This window comes from Thalassospira sp. HJ (assembly GCF_000948415.1).
Classification (GTDB): domain Bacteria; phylum Pseudomonadota; class Alphaproteobacteria; order Rhodospirillales; family Thalassospiraceae; genus Thalassospira.
This window is the reverse complement of sequence record NZ_JYII01000006.1, coordinates 243558-264559: the sequence shown is the minus strand read 5'-3', so window position 1 is coordinate 264559 and position 21002 is coordinate 243558. Positions and strand designations below refer to the sequence as shown.

At 56.9% G+C, this 21002-nt stretch carries 19 protein-coding genes; 13 read left to right on the top strand and 6 right to left on the bottom strand.

Annotated elements, in window-relative coordinates:
* The 7 genes from smc (at position 1) to UF64_RS03135 (ending at position 7866) form a co-directional block, all read left to right on the top strand.
* On the top strand, positions 1 to 3534 hold the full coding sequence (gene smc, locus UF64_RS03165) for a chromosome segregation protein SMC (protein WP_044827152.1): 3534 nt from the start codon (positions 1 to 3) through the stop codon (positions 3532 to 3534).
* An 88-nt stretch (positions 3535 to 3622) separates the two neighbouring features.
* Positions 3623 to 4954, top strand: coding sequence for a bifunctional 2-polyprenyl-6-hydroxyphenol methylase/3-demethylubiquinol 3-O-methyltransferase UbiG (locus UF64_RS03160; RefSeq protein WP_052657432.1), 1332 nt, complete (start codon positions 3623 to 3625; stop codon positions 4952 to 4954).
* A gap of 449 nt (positions 4955 to 5403) precedes the next feature.
* Positions 5404 to 5769, top strand: coding sequence for an AtpZ/AtpI family protein (locus UF64_RS20835; RefSeq protein ID WP_044827151.1), 366 nt, complete (start codon positions 5404 to 5406; stop codon positions 5767 to 5769).
* A gap of 21 nt (positions 5770 to 5790) precedes the next feature.
* A complete protein-coding gene (locus UF64_RS03150) occupies positions 5791 to 6513 on the top strand; it encodes a F0F1 ATP synthase subunit A (RefSeq protein WP_044827150.1) in 723 nt (240 codons plus the stop codon).
* A gap of 60 nt (positions 6514 to 6573) precedes the next feature.
* Positions 6574 to 6798 carry an ATP synthase subunit C family protein gene (locus UF64_RS03145; RefSeq protein WP_007089066.1) on the top strand — a complete coding sequence of 75 codons (225 nt, stop codon included), beginning with the start codon at positions 6574 to 6576 and terminating at the stop codon, positions 6796 to 6798.
* Between the two features lie 74 nt (positions 6799 to 6872).
* The gene (locus UF64_RS03140) at positions 6873 to 7358 is read left to right on the top strand and encodes an ATP synthase subunit B' (protein ID WP_044827149.1); all 486 of its coding nucleotides are present in this window, start codon (positions 6873 to 6875) and stop codon (positions 7356 to 7358) included.
* Between the two features lie 4 nt (positions 7359 to 7362).
* On the top strand, positions 7363 to 7866 hold the full coding sequence (locus UF64_RS03135; RefSeq protein ID WP_044827148.1) for an ATP synthase subunit B: 504 nt from the start codon (positions 7363 to 7365) through the stop codon (positions 7864 to 7866).
* 83 nt (positions 7867 to 7949) lie between these two features.
* Here UF64_RS03135 and UF64_RS03130 read toward each other — a convergent pair whose 3' ends face one another.
* Entirely contained in the window at positions 7950 to 8909 is a 960-nt protein-coding gene (locus UF64_RS03130; RefSeq protein WP_044827147.1) for a glutathione S-transferase family protein, read from the bottom strand.
* A 157-nt stretch (positions 8910 to 9066) separates the two neighbouring features.
* Here UF64_RS03130 and UF64_RS03125 point away from each other — a divergent pair, with 157 nt between their 5' ends.
* The gene (locus tag UF64_RS03125) at positions 9067 to 10032 is read left to right on the top strand and encodes a LysR family transcriptional regulator (protein ID WP_044827146.1); all 966 of its coding nucleotides are present in this window, start codon (positions 9067 to 9069) and stop codon (positions 10030 to 10032) included.
* Positions 10033 to 10043: 11 nt separating this feature from the next.
* On the opposite strand, the gene UF64_RS03120 is transcribed toward UF64_RS03125, so the two are convergent.
* Genes UF64_RS03120 through UF64_RS03105 form a run of 4 tightly spaced genes read right to left on the bottom strand, consistent with a single transcriptional unit; the run spans position 10044 to position 16815 of the window.
* On the bottom strand, positions 10044 to 12119 hold the full coding sequence (locus tag UF64_RS03120; protein WP_044827145.1) for a hypothetical protein: 2076 nt from the start codon (positions 12117 to 12119) through the stop codon (positions 10044 to 10046).
* Positions 12116 to 14824, bottom strand: a complete 2709-nt coding sequence (locus tag UF64_RS03115; RefSeq protein ID WP_044827144.1) for a DUF4159 domain-containing protein — start codon at positions 14822 to 14824, stop codon at positions 12116 to 12118. The genes UF64_RS03120 and UF64_RS03115 overlap by 4 nt, the downstream gene beginning before the upstream one ends.
* The gene (locus tag UF64_RS03110) at positions 14821 to 15774 is read right to left on the bottom strand and encodes a DUF58 domain-containing protein (RefSeq protein WP_044827143.1); all 954 of its coding nucleotides are present in this window, start codon (positions 15772 to 15774) and stop codon (positions 14821 to 14823) included. Before UF64_RS03110 ends, UF64_RS03115 begins: the two co-directional genes overlap by 4 nt.
* Positions 15775 to 16815, bottom strand: coding sequence for a MoxR family ATPase (locus UF64_RS03105; protein ID WP_044827142.1), 1041 nt, complete (start codon positions 16813 to 16815; stop codon positions 15775 to 15777).
* Between the two features lie 113 nt (positions 16816 to 16928).
* Between UF64_RS03105 and UF64_RS03100 the strand changes: the two genes are divergently transcribed.
* Genes UF64_RS03100 through UF64_RS03080 form a run of 5 tightly spaced genes read left to right on the top strand, consistent with a single transcriptional unit; the run spans position 16929 to position 20519 of the window.
* Entirely contained in the window at positions 16929 to 17510 is a 582-nt protein-coding gene (locus tag UF64_RS03100; RefSeq protein WP_044827141.1) for a DUF1285 domain-containing protein, read from the top strand.
* The gene (locus UF64_RS03095) at positions 17507 to 18151 is read left to right on the top strand and encodes a CoA pyrophosphatase (protein WP_044827140.1); all 645 of its coding nucleotides are present in this window, start codon (positions 17507 to 17509) and stop codon (positions 18149 to 18151) included. The genes UF64_RS03100 and UF64_RS03095 overlap by 4 nt, the downstream gene beginning before the upstream one ends.
* Before the next feature lie 35 nt (positions 18152 to 18186).
* Positions 18187 to 18474, top strand: coding sequence for a hypothetical protein (locus UF64_RS03090; protein ID WP_044827139.1), 288 nt, complete (start codon positions 18187 to 18189; stop codon positions 18472 to 18474).
* Between the two features lie 30 nt (positions 18475 to 18504).
* A complete protein-coding gene (locus UF64_RS03085) occupies positions 18505 to 19860 on the top strand; it encodes a CCA tRNA nucleotidyltransferase (RefSeq protein WP_235284944.1) in 1356 nt (451 codons plus the stop codon).
* Complete coding sequence (locus UF64_RS03080; RefSeq protein ID WP_044827138.1) at positions 19860 to 20519, top strand: GDSL-type esterase/lipase family protein; 660 nt, start codon at positions 19860 to 19862, stop codon at positions 20517 to 20519. Before UF64_RS03085 ends, UF64_RS03080 begins: the two co-directional genes overlap by 1 nt.
* Positions 20520 to 20534: 15 nt before the next feature.
* Here UF64_RS03080 and UF64_RS03075 read toward each other — a convergent pair whose 3' ends face one another.
* Positions 20535 to 20888 carry a hypothetical protein gene (locus UF64_RS03075; RefSeq protein ID WP_044827137.1) on the bottom strand — a complete coding sequence of 118 codons (354 nt, stop codon included), beginning with the start codon at positions 20886 to 20888 and terminating at the stop codon, positions 20535 to 20537.
* Between the last annotated feature and the right edge of the window lie 114 nt (positions 20889 to 21002).

The following is a 21002-nucleotide window of genomic DNA, read 5'->3' as shown; positions in this document are numbered from 1 at the left end:
TTGGTCCAGTTTAAATCGCTAAAGCTGACGGGGTTCAAATCCTTCGTCGATTCAACAGATCTACTCGTTGAAGACGGGCTGACCGGTGTTGTCGGCCCGAACGGCTGTGGCAAATCCAATCTTGTTGAAGCACTGCGCTGGGTGATGGGCGAAACATCGGCCAAGCAGATGCGTGGGTCTGACATGTCCGACGTTATTTTTGGCGGCACATCAAGCCGCCCTGCGCGTAACGTCGCCGAAGTTTCCGTGACCCTTGATAACAGCGAGCGCAAGGCGCCCGCGATGTTCAACGACTTTGATCTTCTCGAAGTCACACGCCGCATCGAACGCGGTGGTGGGTCGAACTATCGCGTCAATGGCAAGGATGTGCGCGCACGTGATGTGCAATTGCTGTTTGCCGATGCCGCGACCGGTGCGCGCTCAAATGCCATGGTGTCCCAAGGCAAAATTGGCGCCCTGATCGGGGCCAAACCGATCCAGCGTCGCCTGATCCTTGAAGAAGCCGCTGGCATTACCGGCCTGCATTCCCGCCGTCACGAGGCGGAGCTTCGCCTTAAGAATGCTGAACAGAATATGGAACGTCTTGAAGATGTTCTGTTGCAGCTTGATGGGCAGATCGCCTCGCTGCAAAAGCAGGCAAGACAGGCCGAACGCTATCGCAAGCTTTCCGAAAGTGTCCGCGAGACCGAGGCATTGCTGTTCCACATCCGCTGGACCGATGCCCAGAAGCGGCAGGAAGATGCGCGCGAATTGCTGGTCGCAGGTGAAAGTGCCGTGCGGGATCTGACCTCGTCAGTGACCGAGGCAACAACGGTTCAGGCCCATGTCGCCGCAAGCCTGCCAGATCTTCGCAAAAAAGAATCTGAGGCCGCAGCCGCCCTGCAGCGCCTTTTGATCGAGCGCGAAGGCCTTGATAAGGACAAAGCCCAGATCGAAACCCAGATGGGCCAGCTGCGTGGCCGCATCCAGCAGATCGATGCCGACCTTGCGCGTGAGGCAGAACTGGCAAGTGATGCCGAAGGCGCACTTAAAAAGCTTAAAGAGGAGCGCGAAGAACTGAGCGAGGCCCAGGGTGGCGAAGACGACGCCCTTGATGAGGCCCGCGAAGTCGCCTCCGAAAAGGCCCTTCGGGTCGAAGAACTTGAAGTCGATGTCGATGCGATGACCAACAAGGTCGCCGAGGAAGAGGCACGCCTCAAATCAGTACAACAGCGCCTGAGCGAGCTGAATGCCCGTCGTGCACGCCTGACCGAGCGCCATGACGAAGCGGTTGCCAAGCTTGATGACATCCGCATCGAAGCCGACTTTTCCGAGGCCCTTGAAGAAGCCAGCATGCATCTTGAAGAGTGCGAGGAACTGGTCGAGCAGCGCAAAATGGCGGTCGAAGAGGCCGAGATGCGCCTAGCCGAGATGCGCGACCGCGAAGACAGCCTGAAAACCGCTGAAAGCAGTGCCCGCGATGCCCTTCGCGATGCCGAAAGCCGCAAGGCCCGCCTGACGGCCGAGATCGAAGCCCTTGAAAGCCTGCTGCGCGGCGGTGATGACGATAAATATCCCGGCGTGATCGAAAACATCACGGTTCAGGGCGGCTTTGAATTGGCGATGGCCGCGGCCCTTGGCGAGGACCTTGATGCGCCGGATGCAGCCGATGCCGCGATGCATTGGTCGGCGATTGATCCGGCAACCGACGATCCGGCCCTGCCGGATGGTGTGACAGCACTTGCCAAATATGTTGAGGCACCCGCCCTTTTGAACCGTCGCCTTTGGCAGATCGGCATTGTTGATGACGAAGCCACGGGTAACTTCCTTGCCAAGAACCTGAAGGTTGGGCAACGCCTTGTCTCACGCGAAGGCGCGCTGTGGCGTTGGGATGGCTATCGCATTCTTGCCGGGGCTGAATTACCGGCCGCGGTGCGTCTGCGTCAACGCAACCGTCTTGAAGAATTGCGTGCCGAACTTGAAGAAGTCGATGCGGTGGTCGAAGCCGCAAGCGAACGGGCCGAGATCGCCAGTGAAAATGTCGAACGTCTTGATGAAGAAATCGAGGCGGCCCGAACGGCCGAGCAGGAATCCCATCGTGCAGTGCGCGATGCGGAAAATTCTGCGTCCTCCGCGCGTGAGGAAATCGCCAATATCAAACGCGATGCCAGCGCGATTGAAAGCCGCCTTCAGAACGCCGAAGAGGCCGAAAAACGCGCCAAGCAGGACCTTGATGAACTGATCGCCGAACAGGAAGAGCTCGCCGCCTTGCCTGAGGAAAGCAGCGAAGGCCTGATGGAAATCAAGGCGGAGCTAATTGAAAAGCGCGCCAATCTGGCCGATGCGCGCGCCGATCAGATGGAAGCACGCAGCCAGCTTGAACGTATGCAAAGCACCATGTCAGGCCGGCGCAAGCGCCTTGAATTCGTTGAAAACGAAATCTCCACCTGGAACGAACGTGCATCAGGGGCGGGCGAACGCGTTGCCGAATTGCGCGAACGTCAGGAAGAAGCACGCATGGAGATCGAGGAGCTTGAACTTAAGCCCGAAGAGATCGAAGAACGCCGTGCGATCCTTTCTGACCGGATCGAACTTTCCGACCAGACCCGCAAGGACGCCGCCGATGAGTTGCAGCGCGCCGAGAATGCACAGCGCGAAGCGGACATGAACCTGCGCGAAGCTGAACAAAAACTGGCCGAGGCCCGCGAAGGTCGCGTGCGCTGTGAAGCATTGCTGGAACAGGCCGAACAACACCGCCGTGATTTGATCGAACGTATCCGTGAACGTGTGAACGCTACGCCAGATCAACTGGTTGAACTGGGCCAGATTGATCTGACCAAGGACCTGCCAGCCGAAGGCGACATCGAAGCCCGGCTGCAACGTCAGACCCGCGAGCGTGAAAACCTTGGTGCGGTCAACCTGCGTGCCGAGGTCGAACTGGCCGAGATGCAGGAACAGAAAGACACCATGGTGTCGGAACGCGATGATTTGATTGCTGCCATTGAGAAACTTCGCAATGGCATCAATCAGCTCAACCGCGAAGCCCGCGCGCGCCTTAAGGCGGCCTTTGACGAGGTCGACAAACACTTCCAGCAATTGTTTGTCCGCCTGTTTGGCGGCGGTGGTGCGCATCTGATGCTGACCGACGCGGATGATCCGCTGGAAGCCGGGCTTGAGATCATGGCATCCCCGCCGGGCAAGAAGCTTCAGCATCTGTCGCTTCTATCGGGTGGTGAGCAGGCGCTGACGGCTGTTGCTTTGCTGTTTGCGGTCTTCCTGACCAACCCGGCACCGATATGCGTGCTCGATGAGGTTGACGCCCCGCTTGATGACGCCAACGTTGACCGTTTCTGTAAGCTGTTGGAGGCCATTGGCCGTCATGCCAATACCCGCTTCCTGGTCATTACCCACCACCGTATGACCATGGCCCGGATGAACCGCCTGTTTGGTGTGACCATGGCCGAACGTGGTGTGTCCTCGCTGGTGTCGGTCGATCTGCATCAGGCAGAAGTCTATTCCAAGAAAGAACAGACCGAGCTCGACTTCACCAACTAGTTCGCGCGCGTTATTAAGCATTCCATTAATAAACTGATAGGGCACGCGGTGTTACACATCATTGAAACTCAATGGTGGTGAAGGCCGAATGTCTCAAAAAGTGCGCGAGCTTTACGAACAGTTTCCCTATCCGCTGCGCGATCCGCAGCAGGAAAAAGACCGCCTGTTAATGCCGCCACTCGATACCCTGTCACGGGTCAATCATTACTGCTTTGGCGGGACACGGGACTTCGATGACAGTTTTCGTGCGCTGGTTGCTGGCGGCGGCACTGGCGATTCCCTGATCTGGCTTGCAGAACAGCTCCGCGATGTTGGCGGGTCTGTGACCTATCTTGAACCGTCAAGTGCCAGCACCAAGGTCGCCCGCGCCCGGGCCGAGGCGCGCGGCCTTTCAAACATCACCTACGTTAATCAGACGATCTTGGAGTTCGCGAAGTCTGAACCTGAAGCGTTCGATTACATCAATTGTGCTGGCGTGCTGCACCATCTTGAAGACCCGGAAGAGGGGCTTCGTGACCTGACTTCGGTGCTTAAGGCCGATGGTGCGATGGGCATCATGGTGTATGGCGAACATGGTCGCTTGGCGGTCACTGAGTGGCGCAAAATGATCGAGCCATTGCTGGAAGGCAAAGACCTGCAGCAACAGCTTGCCATGACGCGCACACTTCTTTCGGGGCTGCCCGAAGACAACATGTTGCTTAAAATGGGTGGTGGTCCCGGCTTTATCAAAGGTCTGCTTGAAAACGATCCGGAAATCGTTGATCTGCTGCTGCATCCGGTTGAATGCGCCTATGATGTTCATGGGGTTTATCGCTTTGCAGCGTCTGCGGCCTTGCATGTCGCGGCCTTCACCGGCTTCTTTGGTTTCGGTGGTACGGGCAAGGCGCATTACAATATCGAAAATCTCGTCCGCGATCCGGCCTTGCTGCGCGAACTGGCTGCCAAGCCACTGCGCGATCAGCAGGCATTTTGCGAACGGTTCAGTGGCGCGATGCCGCTTCATGCCTTCTATCTGACGCGCGAGGACAAGGGGCAAAGTACAGAAGTGCTGCCTGATGCCGAACTGGCCCCCTATTTCTTTGTCCAGCCTAATGAGAGTTTCTTTGATGATCTGGTCGCACTCGCGGGTCAGCCGGTCCTGATCGAGGATGGCAGCGGCAATGCGGTGGATCTGACCGGTGGGCCGGATCTGGCGCGGTTGCTGGCGGTGTTTGATGGCAGAAACTCGGTCGCAGAACTCGTCGCGATCTTGCGCGATGAAATTCTTGATAAGCAGCCGATTGATATGAATTCGATTGCGATCAATACGCTGGGCGCTGTCTGGGCACTGTTTCACAAGTTTGACTGGATGCTGGCTGCCAAACCAGATGGCTGGCAGAAATCGGACGGCGAACGTACTTTGCGCGTGCGCAAGGTCTGAAGGGTTTCCGATTGCGCGGGCACCGGTAACACGTTTTGCGCATTGCAGGTGAATCGGGAACGCCAGGTGCGTTTAACCGGCCGATATTTCATGCATCTGGCAAAAAAAGGTCCTGATTTTGGCAAATTGCCGGGTCTTGGGGAAAAACACCAAGTTTGTCAGGCACCTTGGCAAAAGCCGTAAAACCGGCGGGAACCAAGGAAAACCGCCGGTTGCAGGCAGGTAGGGCCGATCAGCGGGAATTAATGTGACTGCGACTATTGCCTAACTCTAAAAGTGTTTTCCTTCACATTTCATAGGTTAAATATCTGAAATAATTGGAATTATTCCGGTTTTCGCAGGTCGCGCAAGACGGGGTTTTACAGCTTGACAGCCCATGGGGTGCTAAGTATGTTGCCCGCGCATTTCCTTGCGACGTCTGCAGGGCTGCCACAGCGGGGTTCACGACAATGAGCGATGATAAAGATCGCGCTTCATTAGCAGAGCTTGAAAGCAAACTGGCAGCTGTTACAGGCAAACGCGAAGAGTTGCACAGCCCGAACCGGGCGACCGGCAAACCATCCCAAGGGATGGCGCTTGGCATGAGGATTTCGGCGGAAATGATCGCTGCTGTCCTTGTTGGCTTGCTGATCGGCTGGGCGCTGGATCGGGTGCTTGATACGACACCTTGGCTGCTTGTTCTGTTTGTCTTTCTCGGAGCAGGTGCTGGAGGTTTGAACGCTTATCGTGTTGCCAAGGGTTTTGACAGTGCTGTCGGACTTGGTCGTGCGATGGGGGAGCGCAAGCAGGGGAACGGGGACCAATCCGAACCCTGATAATATTGAGCGAGGATTACGGTGGCTGGACCGCTAGAGCAGTTTGAAATCAAGCCCTTGGCCGAGCTTTCGGTTGCTGGCATTGATGTTTCCTTCACCAACTCCGCACTTTGGATGGTGATCGCAGCCGTTCTCGTAACGGGCTTCATGACGCTTTCGATGCGTCGCGGCGCGCTGGTTCCGGGCCGCTGGCAGGGTGCTGCCGAGGTGATGTACGAATTCGTCGCCAACATGCTCAAGGACAACGTGGGAAGCGCAGGTCGCAAGTATTTCCCGTTCGTCTTTACACTGTTTATGTTTGTTCTGTTCGGGAACCTGCTTGGCATGATCCCGCACAGCTTTACCTTTACGAGCCACATCGCAGTTACCTTTGCGATGGCTCTGGTGATCTTCCTCGGTGTGACGGTCATCGGCTTCATGCGTCATGGTACGCATTACCTTCGGATGTTCTTCCCTGAAGGTGCGCCGCTTGCGACTGCGATCATTCTGGTCCCGATCGAAATCATCTCCTATTTCTCTCGTCCGTTCAGCCTGGCGATCCGACTGTTTGCAAACATGACCGTCGGCCACATCATGCTGAAAGTTATCGGTGGGTTCGTCGGCCTGATTGGCATTCTCGGCGTACTTCCCTTTGCGATGCTGACGGGGATTACTGTTCTGGAGTTCGGCATTGCTGCGCTTCAGGCTTATGTCTACACAATTCTCACCTGCATCTATCTCCATGATGCAATCCACATGCACTGATGTGTGTGGTTTGGTGTGATCTCTTCTGATTGCCTTTAAGAAATTCGAAAGGGTGAAGTTATGGAACTCGATGCTGCTAAGATGATTGGTGCTGGCCTGGCTGCTATTGGCATGATTGGTGCCGGTATCGGTGTTGGTAACATCTGGTCGAGCCTGATTGCGACTGTTGGCCGTAACCCGGCTGCAAAAGGCGACGTTGAACTGTATGGCTGGATCGGCTTTGCTGTTACCGAAGCTATTGCACTGTTCGCACTCGTCGTTGCGCTGATCGTTCTGTTCGGCTAATCGGCGCCTTTTGCGCGAATACACGGCCCGGCGAGGCACTCCCTCGCCGGTCTCGTTGAATTCGGGAGTAGGCTATGCCGCAGTTTGATATTGCGACGTTCTCAGAACAGATTTTCTGGCTGTTCGTAATTTTCGCCATCTTGTATTTCCTGATGTCGAAAATCGCGCTGCCGAAGGTCGGTGAAGTTCTTGAACGCCGTCAAAAAAACATCGAAGACAACCTTGGCAAGGCTCGGGCGTTGAAAGACGAAACCGATGCCGCCATCGCGAAATACGAGGCTGCCCTGGCAGAAGCTCGTGATGCCGCTCAGGCTGACATTCGCGAAGCATCGGAAAAGGCTGCTGCAGAGCAGGCCAAAAAAACCGATGCCATGGTCAAGAAGTTGACTAAAAAGACATCTGAGGCCGAAAAGGCAATTGCGGACGCCAAAGCGGAAGCAATGACGGGTGTTGCAGAAGCAGCATCGGAAATTGCCCGTGAAGCAACCGACAAACTTATCGGTGTCAAGGTTCAGGCCAAAACCGCCGACAAGGCTGTTTCGGCAATCGTAGGAGAGTAAGATAATGGCAACCCAAGAGGTTACTTTCCTTACCGATCCATACACCTGGACCACGCTTTCCTTCGTGCTGGTCGCCGGTTTTGGTGGCTTCAAAGCCGTCAAGGGGATCTCGGCTGCACTTGATAAACGTGCACAGAAGATTTCTGATGAACTGGACGAAGCACAGCGTCTTCGCGAAGAAGCTCAAGAGCTTCTGGCCAATTATCAGGCCAAACAGCGTGAAGCCCTGAAGGAAGCTGACGAAATCCGCGCGCATGCCAAGGCAGAAGCCGACCGTATGCTCGAGAGCGCCCAGGCAGAGCTGAAAGCGGCCCTTAAACGCCGTGAGCAGCAGGCCCTGGATCGTATCTCCAACCTCGAAAGCCAGGCTATCGCCGAAGTTCGTGCGCATGTCGCCGAAATCGCAGCCAAGGCCACCACGGCTCTTGTTACTGACAAGGTCTCCGGTGCAAAGGCAGACGAGCTGGTTGATAGCGCGATCGCGGAAATCAAAGGTCGTCTGAACTGATTTTTCCGGTCTCCGGAAATTAAAAACCCCGCAGCATCGCTGCGGGGTTTTTTGTTATCTGATCCTGATGATCAGCAATGTGATCAGGACAGTTTCTCGCGGCCATGCGGCTCTTCAAGATCCATAACCGGGCCAAGCGGCACCACGCCGGACGGATTGATCGTCGGGTGGCTTTCGTAATAGTGGCCCTTGATATGGTCTATAAAGACCGTTTCCTTGATCCCGGGCTGCTGATAAAGATCGCGCGTATAGGCCCAAAGGTTGGGATATTCATTCAGCTTGCGCAGATTGCATTTGAAATGCCCGTGATAGACCGGGTCAAAGCGCACGAGTGTGGTAAACAGGCGCCAGTCGGCCTCGGTAAGCTGATCGCCAACCAGATAGCGCTGTTTTGACAGACGATCTTCCAGCCAATCAAGTGCATCAAACAGGGTGGTGACGGCTTCTTCATAGGCCGACTGCGTTGTCGCAAAACCCGACTTGTAAACGCCGTTATTCACGTCGTGATAAACGCGCTCGTTGACCGCATCAATCTCGGCACGGAGTTCTTCAGGATAGAAATCAACATCCGTTGCACCCAGATCATCAAACGCGCTATTGAGCATCCGGATGATTTCAGCGGATTCATTGCTGACCAGTTTGTTGGTCTTCTTGTCCCACAGCACCGGCACGGTCACACGCCCGGTGTAATCAAACATCGCATCGGTATAGACCTGATGCATGAAGTCGCGGTCTTCCAGATGATCCGGAAGGCCGGTATCGCGGTCAAACTTCCAGCCATTCTCGCCCATATGCCAATGCACGACAGACACACTGATCATGTCTTCGAGGCTCTTGAGCGCGCGAAAGATCAGGGTGCGGTGCGCCCACGGGCAGGCGTAGGAGACATAAAGGTGGTAGCGGCCCTTTTCGGCCGGGAATTCGGCATTCTGATCGGCAGACACCCAATTGCGAAAAGCAGAATCCTGGCGTTTGAATTTTCCGCCGGTGCTTTTGGTGTCATACCATTTGTCTTGCCATTTTCCGTCGACAAGTAATCCCATGTCCGTTTCCAATTTTGTTCGTCGGTTTTGGCAGGCGTCCTGCCTCGGTTGGTGTTTATTCTCCTGATTTGCGCGTTGAAGACAATTCGCTGATGTGACATTAATTTGTTTCCAATCGCGAAACAGTACATCGCGGAATGTAGCCGGGAGTCACATAATGTTGATCGGAAATCTGGACGGCATGACCGTCTTTGCACGTGTTGTCGAGGAACGCAGTTTTTCCGGTGCGGCGCGCAAGCTTGGCATGTCGAAATCGGCCGTCAGCAAACATGTGACCAAGCTGGAAGACAACCTTGGCATCCGGCTTTTGAACCGCACCACACGGCGGCTGAGCCTGACCGATGCCGGGTCGACCTTCTATCAGCACTGTGCGCGCGTGGTCGAAGAAATCGAAACCGCCGAACATGCCCTGACCGACTTGCGCGGCACGCCGCGCGGCACCTTGCGCATTTCCGCTCCCTTGACCTTCGGGCAGATGTATCTGCCGCAACTGGTCACCGAATTCATGGAAAAATATCCCGGCCTGCATGTCGATATCCATCTGGCCGATCACATGGTTGATCTGGTGGCCGAAGGGATCGATATGGCGGTGCGGATTACACGCCTTAAGGATTCAAGTCTGATTGCGCGCAAGCTTGCCGATTTCACCGGCCACGTGGTGGCATCACCGGGCTATCTTGCCGAACATGGCGAACCCAAAACCCCGCAGGAACTGGCAGATCATAAAACGATTTCCTATACCAACGTGCCAAGTCCCAATATCTGGGATTTCGAAGGGCCCGAAGGGCAGGTGTCGGTACGTGTCGATCCGGTGATGTCGTGTAATAACGGCGAATTCACATCGGTTGCCGCCATCCGTGGCCTTGGTATTGCGCGCGAGCCGGAATTCATCGTTGCCGAGGCGCTGAGCGAAGGGCGCCTTGTCCGGATCCTGAATGATTACGATCCGCTCAGCAGCGGTGGCATTTACGCGGTCTATCCCGAACGTCGCCACCTGCCCAGCAAGGTGCGCGTCTTTATCGATTTCCTGGTCGAGAAGTTCAAAGGCGGTCTGTGCAACTTCCACAAGGATGCCTGCGTCGAATATCGCGAAGGGCGTGGTCGCCAGCGCCCGACGCCATGAGATGACTTGGATTACTTGCTTTCGACCCGCCAGCCCAGCAAACAGATCACCCCGATCAAAAGGGCAACAAACGGGATGGGCAGCAGATTGGTAATGCCGCCAATCACTGTCTTGAAACTGTTGGTCTGAACAAATCCGGCCCAGTTGCTGCCATGCCAGATACGGTCATCGGGCACATGGCGGAAATCGGGTAAGCCGTCTTCGATCCGGCCGATATAGCCTTCATTTTCCGCGACCAAACCGGCCAGAAGGTCGGGGGTGGAATTGGTGTTCTGAGTTTCGGCTGTCAGGACATCGCGATCGACATGCAGGCTGGTTTGGCTGCGGTTATCCTGATCACGCACCCGAATGCGGATCAGGCCGCGTGTTTCAATCGGCACGGTTGCCTGCCATGACTGATCAGGAAGCTGTTCGAACGGGGCGTTGATCTGCTCGCCGGTTTCCGGGTTGATCACGCTGGCGGCTTCGGGGGCCGCCCCAATCTTGCGCCAGTTCAGGATCAGGCTATCACCATCCGGGCTGCGTTCGGTGCGCACCGTGTTTTCATCCAAAGCCGGTTCCTTCATCAGCCAGTGCGAAAGACGCCTGAGCAATTCGGCAACCGGACCGCCGCCGTCATGGCCGCGCTGCCACAGCCACATCTGATCGGAACTCAGCATCGCAACCCGGCCTTCCTCGACCCGCTGCATGGTCAAAAGCGGCAGGTCATCAACCCCGGTCAGAAGCGTCATCGCATCCGGATCGGACACGCGTGTTTCAATCTGGCGGTACCATTGCCCCCATTTCGGCGGTGTTGATGGTGATCCGGCAATGGCGGTTGTGACAGGGTGCAAGCGACCTGCCTGATTAACTCGGGGGACAAAGGCCTGCTCGACGATGCGTCCGGTCGGAACAGCAGGCATCAGGTCATTCAAGGCCGTGCTGGCAAGCCCGTCCGGCCCGATATATTCCGGCCCGGCGACGACCAGTGCCGCACCACCCCAGCGTACGAAATCGACAACCTTTTCGAGATAATGCGGCGGCAACACCCCGCGCATCTGATAGCGATCAAAAATGATCAGATCAAACTGACGCAGGCGCACTTCAAACAGGTCACGGATCGGAAACGGGATCAGGGCGAGCTCATTGATCGGCGTGTCATCGCCCTTTTCTGGCGGGCGCAAGATCGTGAAATGCACAAGATCCACACCCGGATCCGCCCGCAAAAGGTTGCGCCATGCGCGCTCGCCGGGATGGGGTTCACCCGATAACAACAACACGCGCAACCGATCCCGCACGCCCGTGGTTTCAAGGATCAGGCGGTTATTGGACTTGTCGGTTTCTTCTTCAAGCGTATCCATGCGCAGTTCGGCCAGAACCGACCCGGCATGCGGGACCGGGATGCTGACCCGGCGTTGTTCATTGGCGGGCAGGGCAATTTCACGTTCCGTACCGTCTTCAAGCAACATACGAACCGGGATGGCGGTGCCGGCGGGCAGTTGCGGATCAATCGCCTCGATCATGAATTCGGCGTCCTTGCCGACAATGCCGTAATCGGCACTTTGGCGGATGACCAATCGACGGTCTCGTTCATCACGCCCGCCGCTGATCAGAACATGCAATGGCGCATTCAGGTCAAGACGGCCGGGCACATCATGAACCTGCCCGTCAGTGATCATCATGACCCCGCCCAACCGTTCGCGCGGCAATCCACCCAGCAACCGGTCAAGTACAGCAAACATGCGGGTATCGGTTTCACCCGGGACATCTTCAAAGCGAAGCTCGACCGTCGGATCATCGGCAAAGCGGTCCTGCAGTTCGGCAATTGCCGCATCGGTCTGCGCGCTTCGGTCGGCGATATCCTGGCTTGTGGATCGGTCGACCAGAACAAGGACAATGTCGCTTAGTTTTTCGCTTTCGCGGTCGGTGAATTGCGGAGCCAGAAGGGCAAGCAAAACCAGCACCATCACCACCCCGCGCCAGACCGTGCCGCGCAGGCGGAAGATGGTAAAAACGATGATGGCCCCAAGGCACAGAACGGAAAGCGCCTGCAGGATGGTGATATCCAGAAGCGGTGCAATCTGAAGGTTTTGCCATCCCTGGTTCATCGGCCCAACCTTTCAAGGATGGCCGGGATATGGACCTGATCGCCCTTGTAACTGCCGGTCAGGGCATACATCACCAGATTGACCCCGAACCGATAGGCCATTTCACGTTGGCGCGGGGAGATATCTTCACTGCGCAGGTCATCGCGACCTTCGGGGATGATCCATGCCGATGCCCAGTCATTGCCGCCAAACAGGACCGATGCCACCCCGTCCAACCGTTGGCTTGGACGAGCATCGAGCCACAGCGGTTCGGAAAACCGGCCAAAGGCATGGTCAAGCAGATAGAAACTGCGAAACAGGATGTGATCACTGGGCGCACGATCCAGAAGCGGCACTTCCAGCCCGGCCAGCAGCCGGCGCAAACGGGCCGGTTGGACTTCGCGGTCGCGACTGTCGATCAGGATCATCCCGCCATTATTAAGATACCGGTTCAACCGATCCTGCGCGCGTTCGGAAAACGGTTCCTGCCCATCCACTAGCGGCCAGTAAATCAGTGGATAGAAACTGAGCTCATCAGTTTCCGGGTTGATACCATCGACCGTATTGAGATCGGCGGCACTGCGCCGGCGCAAGATTTCGGTCAGGCCGGTCATGCCCGCGCGGCTGAGGCGATCAACCGGGGCATTGCCGGTTTCAAGATAGGCCAGACGTGGCTGAAGTGCTGCTTCGGGAAGGGACGCCGCATGGCCGGCTGAGGGCATCAGGAGTATCGCCGTCCCGCCTGTAAGGACGAGCGCCAGCAAGATCGAGGTCAGCGCATTACTGCGTCGGCTGCGCCGCAGGGACAGGTTGTTGAGCACCAGCAGGATCAACGCATCAAGCAGCACAAGTATAAAGGCCGCCAGCAGGCAAAGCGCCGCAAGATCGACCTGGCTTTGATTGGTGATTTCGCGTGTGCTGATTCCTGATGGCCAGCTAATGTCGCGCCCAATGTTGGTCAGAGACGGGCCAAGGTTCAACGCAACCGCCTGGCCATTCTCACCATAAATGCCCGGCGGATGACGCGGGTTGGGCACCGGCAGTGGTGTTTGAACCGGCAGGATCAGCGCATCTGGCTGATGCGGGCGGCCAAACCCGTCAAGCACGGTCTGGGCGGGCAGGCTGCTTTGCAGTTCAGCGTCGCTGCGATTGCTTGGGCTGGCAAGCGGCAGCAGCTTTTGCCACAGCTCAACAAACAGGCCCGACATCGGCAGGTTCGACCAGTCTGCCCAGGGCGTGACATGGAACAGCACAATCCGCCCGGCATTGCGCGGCGTGCTGGTAATCAATGGCGTGCCATCGGTCAGGCGCGCCCAGGTCTTGCTGACAATGTCCGGGTCCGGTTCGGCCAGTAGTTGCCGGGTGACGGTGATATCGTCCGGGACTTCAATGCCCTGAAACGGACTGTTTTCCGGAAAGTCGAGCAACCTTTTGGGCTTTTCCCAGGACATCGACCCGCCAAAGTCCCGATTGCCAAGGCGCAGCGTGACCGGCAGGAACTGATTGCCGATCTGTGATGAGCTGTCACCGGCAAAGCGCACCAGCATACCGCCTTCATTGACCCAGCGTTCGAGCGCATCAAACTGGCTGCCAAGCCCGGATATCGGCCCGGCGGAAACCAAAACGTCTACCCCGTTTTCCAACAAGGTTCCCAGCGGCGCATAGGTCACATCGGCATAGGGCGATAGTGCGCGATCAAGGAAGAAATACTGATCGGACAACACCCCCGGACCATCCCCGGAGCTGACGATCACACCGACCCGGCGTTGCTGCCAGCGGGCCCCGGTCTGAAAGACCGATGCAGCACTTTCGATCCCCTCGATCCCGACCGACTGGATGGCGTTTGAAATGTCGCTTGGCAGCAGGATCACAACATCACTTTGATCGCTATCGGCAGCGAGTTCGACCGTATGGCGCAGGATGACGCTGCCACGTTCGCCGCGCGCCAGAAGATTGATCTCGCGCGGTTGGTCATCGCGGTCATGGGCCAGGGTTGCAACCATCCCGGTGCCAGATCGGCTCAATGATCGGATGGCGATACGATCGGTGATGGTTGGTGAAATGGTTGTGATCGGTGCGATGTCTTGCAGTTCGGATGCAATCTTGGTCTTGCCGGGGCTGTCCATCTCGCCCGTCAGCCACAGGATGCTGCCCACTGACTGGCTCATGTCCGGACGTTCGGAAATCAGGTCAGAAAGGGCAGCATAATCTGATGCCCAGGGAAGGGGTTGCAGGCGGTCAAACAGGCTTTTGGTATCATTGGGCGATACCGGCCCGACAATGTCTGGCAATTGCCATGTAGTGGCACCGGCGGCCTCGGGTGCGGTTTGGGCGACATAGATGGTTTGCAAATCAAACCGGGCCTGATTGGCGATCTGTTGCAAGGCGGTGCGGTACTGCCGCCAGTTTGCCGCACTGTCCCAGCCATTATCGGCAATGATCAGGATTGCACCATCGTTGGCGGCAAAGTCATTGCGGTTCATTACCGGGCGGGCTGCGGCAATAATCAGAAGCGTCAGGATCAGACAGCGCAGAATGGTCTGCCAGATCGGGGCACGCTGAATGTCGCGGCGCTTGCTTTTAAGACCACGCAAAATGCGTGCAGCCGGGAAGACAACGGTTTTTGGCGAACGCGGGGCGGATCGGATCAAAAGCCAGACAATGGGCAACACCATCAGCCCGGCCAGAATCGCAGGATAAAGGAATGTGATGGCCGAAAGGCTCATGACATCTCCTGCGTGTTATGGCGGTGCATGTTGGGCCGGCCCCGGCCGTTTGACCCGCTTTGATTTTGCCGCTCGCTGAGATGCTGATAAAGGGCGAGCAATGTTGGGCTGGCACTTTCGGATGTGACATGGCGATCATATAGCCAGTTATTCTGGCGCGCGGCATCGCGGACCTGTGCCCGCCATTTTTGTGCCCGCCTTTTATAGCTATCAGCAAGGTCTTCGAATTTCTCGCTGCGAAAAATCATCTGATCGTCGGTATCAAACAGATCGACGCGCCCGTGAAATGGCGGGGTGATTTCGGCGGGATCAAGGATCTGCACCAGTGCCCCGTCATTCTGATACTGGCCTAACCTGCGCACGGTCTGCGCCGATTTTTCCGCCTGATCGGAAAACTCAAGGAAGTCGCCCAGGATCAGAACCGAATGCTTACGTCCGGGGTGAATGTTAGCCCCCTGATCAGCAATACTTTGCGGGGTGGCCAGCATCGCGTGGGCCAGTTTTTCAAGATGCTCGGCCGATGTGATGCGCGTGCGTTCACCATCGAAGGTACCCACGGTTTCGCCATTGCGGATCAAAAGGTCGGCCAGCGCGATGGAAATGATCAGGGTGCGTTCGGCCTTGGATGGCAGGCTGTCCTTGGCAGACCAGTATGTCGAAGGGGATAGAACCGGCCAGATCCAGTAATTGTGACTGGCCTGCCATTCGGTCTGGCGGATGAAGGTATGTTCACTACGTGCCGACCGGCGCCAGTCAATCTGGTTGGTCGGATCGCCGGGGACATAGGGGCGGAACTGCCAGAAATCACTGCCGGGTCCGACCTTGCGATTGCCATGCAGGCCGCTGCGCAGACTGATGGCCGTTCGGCGCGACTCATCAATCAGCTGGGGCAGTCGGGCCGCAAGGGCGCGGGCGGCGGCGACATGATCATGCACGGCAGTGCTCGCCAATTAGCTGTTCTCCTGCAAATGGGCCAGCGCATCGGTAATCAGGCCCTTGGCGGTAAAGCCTTCGGCGCGCGCGCCATAGGTCAGGCCGAAACGATGGCGCAGGACAGGAACGGCCAGTTCTTCGATATCCTCGATCGACGGTGCAAAGCGGCCAAACAGCATGGCACGCGCCCGACACGCCAGTGACAGCGCCTGTGCCGCACGTGTGCCCGGACCCCAGGCGACATTTTCGCGGATATCGGCAAGTGATGTGCTTTCCGGGCGGCATTCGCGGCACAGCGCAATGATGGTATCAAGCACCCGGTCTGGCATTGGCAGGCGGCGGACAAAGTCCTGTGCCTCGACCAGATCATCGGTCTGAAGAACCTGACGCGGACGGGCCGGATAACGGCCGGTGGTTTCGGTGACGATTTTGCGTTCTTCGTCGGCATTTGGGTAGCTCAGGCGGACTTCAAGCAGGAAACGGTCAAGCTGGGCTTCGGGCAGGGGATAGGTGCCTTCCTGCTCTAGCGGGTTCTGGGTCGCCAGAACATGGAACGGTTCAGGCAGCTTGTGGCTGTAACCTGCCACCGAAACTTCGCGTTCCTGCATGGCCTGCAGAAGGGCTGACTGGGTGCGCGGGCTGGCACGGTTAATCTCGTCAGCGAGAAGCAACTGGCAAAATACCGGGCCCTTGATAAAGCGAAAGGCGCGCTTGCCATCGGCCCCTTCTTCCAGCACTTCGGAACCCAGAATGTCGGCTGGCATCAGATCAGGGGTGAACTGAACACGCTTATCAAGCAGGCCAAGAACCTTGCCCAGTGTGTGGGCAAGCAGGGACTTGCCAAGGCCCGGCGCACCGACCATCAGCACATGTCCACCCGATAAAATGCCGATAAGTGTTTGCTCTACGGCATCATTCTGCCCAAATATAATAGAGGAAATCATTTTGCGGGCTTCGGCCAGCCGTGCGACACACTCGTCCAGACGAGCTGCATCGCGTTCCAGACTGCTTTCCTGGGAGAAACCCATTTCTTCGGGGAATTGTGGCGCGTTTGTCATGGCGGTTGACTGTGCTTCCTATGTTGCAGTGCAGGCGTTGGCAGGCCAGAGAACGCAGATGAAATCGGTTAAGCGAAACGGGAAAACGTCTGGTTCAGGATCAACTCTACAGCATGAATGATAACCAAAAAACCGTCGATCTCGCCGAAAAATTGTGGACGCGCTTGCGCGGGCAGAAGCCTGATACCGGGCGGCACCCGCAAATCTGCGGCGATATCCCTATGTCTATAGGTCGGGATGGCACCTGGTTCTATCAAGGTGGCCCGATTGGCCGAATCGAACTGGTGAAGCTTTTTTCTTCCGTACTGCAACGTGACGAGGAAGGCGGTCACTGGCTGGTGACCCCGGCTGAAATGGCCCGGATTGATGTCGAAGACGTCGCCTTTATCGCGGTCGAAATGCAAAATGAAGGCGAAGGCAAAGACCAGAATATCCGCTTTCGCACCAATATCGACCAGTGGGTCGAACTTGATCAGGACCATCCGCTGCGCGTCGAACATGATCCGGAAACCGATGAACCATCCCCCTATGTCGGGCTGGATCGGGGCCTTGAAGCGCGCCTGAACCGGGCGGTGTTTTATCAACTGGTCGACCTGGCCGAGGAAATAAGTGACCCTGATAACGGCATGATCCGTATTGGTGTGTATAGTCATGGCCAGTTCTTTGAGATCGGTCGTATGGAGGCCACCGAATGACACCCGATGACATCATTGCAGCCTTGCGCGCGCCAACCGGCGATGTTTTGCAGCGCCGTGGTGATCATGCTGTCGATTTTCCGGGGTCGAAATCCCGTGCGCGGGCCTTTGCCGATGGTGAGCTGGTGTCGCGTCCGGCGGCCGTTCTTGTGCCGCTGGTCAAACGCGATGCGGGTCTGCACGTGATCCTGACACGCAGAACTGATCATCTAAGCGATCATGCCGGCCAGATCAGCTTCCCCGGCGGGCGGCAGGAAGAAGTCGATGCCACCCTTGAAGAAACCGCCCTTCGCGAAACCGAAGAAGAAATTGGTCTTTCGCGCCGTCATATCGATCTGGTCGGGCGGATTGACGATTATTACACCGTGACCGGCTATCAGGTGACGCCGGTGATCGGTCTGGTCACACCGCCGTTTGATCTGAAACCCGATGATCACGAAGTTGCCGAAGTCTTTGAAGTTCCGCTTAATTTCATTCTTGATCCGCGAAACCAGAAACTGCAAACCGTGACGTTCGAAGGTGCGCGCCGACGTTATTTTGCGATTCCCTATCGCGAATATTACATCTGGGGGGCCACGGCCGGGATGCTGGTCAATTTCTCTGAAGTGATCCGGGCCAACGCGCCGTCACTGCAACCTTAATCCGTTTAGTTCATCCGAATACTGGGACCTGCCTTATGTTGCGACAAATCATCCAGATCGGCCTTCCCCTGATCCTGCCCTTTGTGATTTACGGGCTGTGGTTGAAGTGGGCGCGCGCCAAGGCCATCCGCGAAGGTCACGACATCGTTCCGCCATGGAGCAAGGGACCCTGGCTGCTGCTATTTGGTCTGGGCGTGGCATTGACGGCCGCAATCCTGATTTTCACCGCACTTGGGACTGGTGCGCCGCCCGATTCCATTTATCATGCGCCGGTATTGCGTGACGGCGTGGTCGAGCCGGGCTATTTCGAACCCAAGAAATAGCCATAGCCCAGCCATCGTCGGAACAGCCAAATGACAGGTGGCGACACAGCAGCGATGACAGCACTCGAAGTAACCGGCAGATTGCGGCCATACGGGATTATGGTCGCCGATGATACCGCCCGCGTTTTTGATGCCATTGCGCAGCAAGGCGGATGCGCGCGCTTTGTCGGTGGTGTGGTGCGCGATGCGTTGCTTAAACGCGACCTGGTGGATGTCGATATTGCTTGTGACCTTGCACCCGAGGTAACCCAGGCAGCACTTGAAAAGGCCAGCATTCGGGTGATCCCAACTGGCCTTAAACACGGCACGGTCACCGCAATTGCCGACGCTGGCGCTTATGAAATCACCACGCTTCGGGTTGATGTCCTGACCGATGGCCGCCATGCTGAAGTCGCCTTTACCGACAGCTGGCTTGAAGATGCCAAGCGTCGCGATTTCACCTTCAACGCCATTTATTGCGATCTGGACGGCACGATCTATGATCCGTTCGATGGTGAAACCGATCTGCGCGATGGGCGTGTGCGCTTTATCGGGGTTGCTGAAAACCGCATTGCCGAGGATTTCCTGCGCATCTTGCGGTTCTTCCGGTTTCAGGCATGGTTTGGCCGCCCGCCGATTGACCCGATCGGGGCAGAGGCCTGCCGCAAGGCAGTAAAAGGACTTCATGATATCTCGGTCGAGCGTATCCGCGATGAAATCTTCAAACTGCTACGCTCACCCAGTCCGGCAAGCACGATCAATGACATGATCGGCTTTGGCATTCTGCCAGCCATCCTGCCCGCGCTGACCCATACCGATTGCCTGCGCATCATGCAGTGGCTTGATAGCACCGCCCTTGCCGATCCCACCATCCGGCCCGATCCGCTGCGTCGTCTTGCTGCCCTGTTTGCGCCCGAAGGCGACAAACGCAGCCGCGATGATCAGGAAGACAATCTGGCCGCAGCCGAACGTTTTGCACGGGGCTTGCGCCTTTCGAACGAAGAAACCGACCGGTTTGCCGAAATGGTCGCCCACGCGCCATTGATTGATCCGAAATTGCCGCCCGAAACCGTGCGCCGTGATTTGTATCGCATGGGGCCGGTAGCGTTTCGGGATGCAGTGCTTCTGGCATGGAGTGCGCGTGGGGCGGTGCCGCCACGCTGCACGCGGGCCGAAAATGACGAATGGAAAGCCTTACTTGAAGCAGCGGCAAATTGGCAGCCGGTCAAATTGCCGATACAAGGGCGCGATATCCTGAAAGCCGGTCTTGCCCCGGCAGGCCCGCGTGTCGGCGCTCTTTTAAAACAGGCCGAGGAATACTGGCTGGAACAGGACTTCAAACCTGGCCGCGATGACTTGATGGAATATCTTGCCCGCCAAAATACGGCCGGCGAGGAGGAGAAGTAATGACGACAGGCGCAATTGGACATCGGATTTGCTGTTTTGGTGACAGCCTGGTCAATGGTGTTCGCGACGGGGAAAAGGGCGGCTGGCCCATGCGTCTGGGACGGCGTTTGTTCGATGAAGCCGGGCGTGAAGTCACCATCTATAACCTTGGTATCCGCGCTGAAACCTCCGATGGTCTCAAGGCCCGCTGGGAGTTTGAAGCCAAATTACGCATGGTCGAAGAATTCCCGACGGTTCTGATCTTCAGTTTCGGTGTGAATGACGCCAACCACGCTGAAGACCGCGGCGAGGAAACCACCATGCGGGTGTCACCTGCCAAGTCGGCGGCCAATGCTGCCGAGATCATCGGGACGGCGTCCAAACTGGCGCCGACGCTTTGGATCGGGCCGCAGGCGGTGATTGATGGCAGCAAATCCAGCCAGGAAATCAACCAGCGGCTTGAGGGGCTAAATCAGATATATCTCGAAACGGCGTGCGGGTTTGATGTGCCCTATCTTGATCTGTTCGCGACCACCCTTGGCGATGACACATGGCAGCGGGCCTTGCGGCGCGGCGATGGGTATCACCCCGACAAGCACGGCTATGACCGGCTGGCCGATTTGATCTGGGAATGGGGTGCTGTGCAAAAGACCATCGGTCTTTCGCCGTCAGGCGACTAACGCGCGGCTAAGCGATCAGGTCAGAATGTCGAAATACTGGCCACGGCCACCGGCACTGGCGGCCTGATTGTTCGCTGAATTGCCCGACGCGTTATAGGTCGGGGATGCGAACTTTTCGATATATTGATCCGATTGCGTCTTCTGTTCGCCGTCTTTGAGGAACTGTCGCTGTTCGCTGCGGTCCCGTTGATAGGACTGAACGGCGCGTTCGATTTCCTGATCGGATGTCAGGACTGTAGCACGTGTCCCGTCAATAATCCGGCTTTGTTCGGCAAAGCGTTGCTCATCGCCGCGTTGTTGCGCGATCGGGCTTGCCTGACGGACGGGATTTGACGGCGAAAGATCAGAAAAAGGCGCGATACTTACCATTGACGGAACTGCTCGTTTGAACCGATTGGTGTTTTTAATTCGGGCGGAATATTACTCAGAGTGACTCGGATTTGAAGCCCTAATTTGCCTTTTATCGCGATAAAAATAACAAGT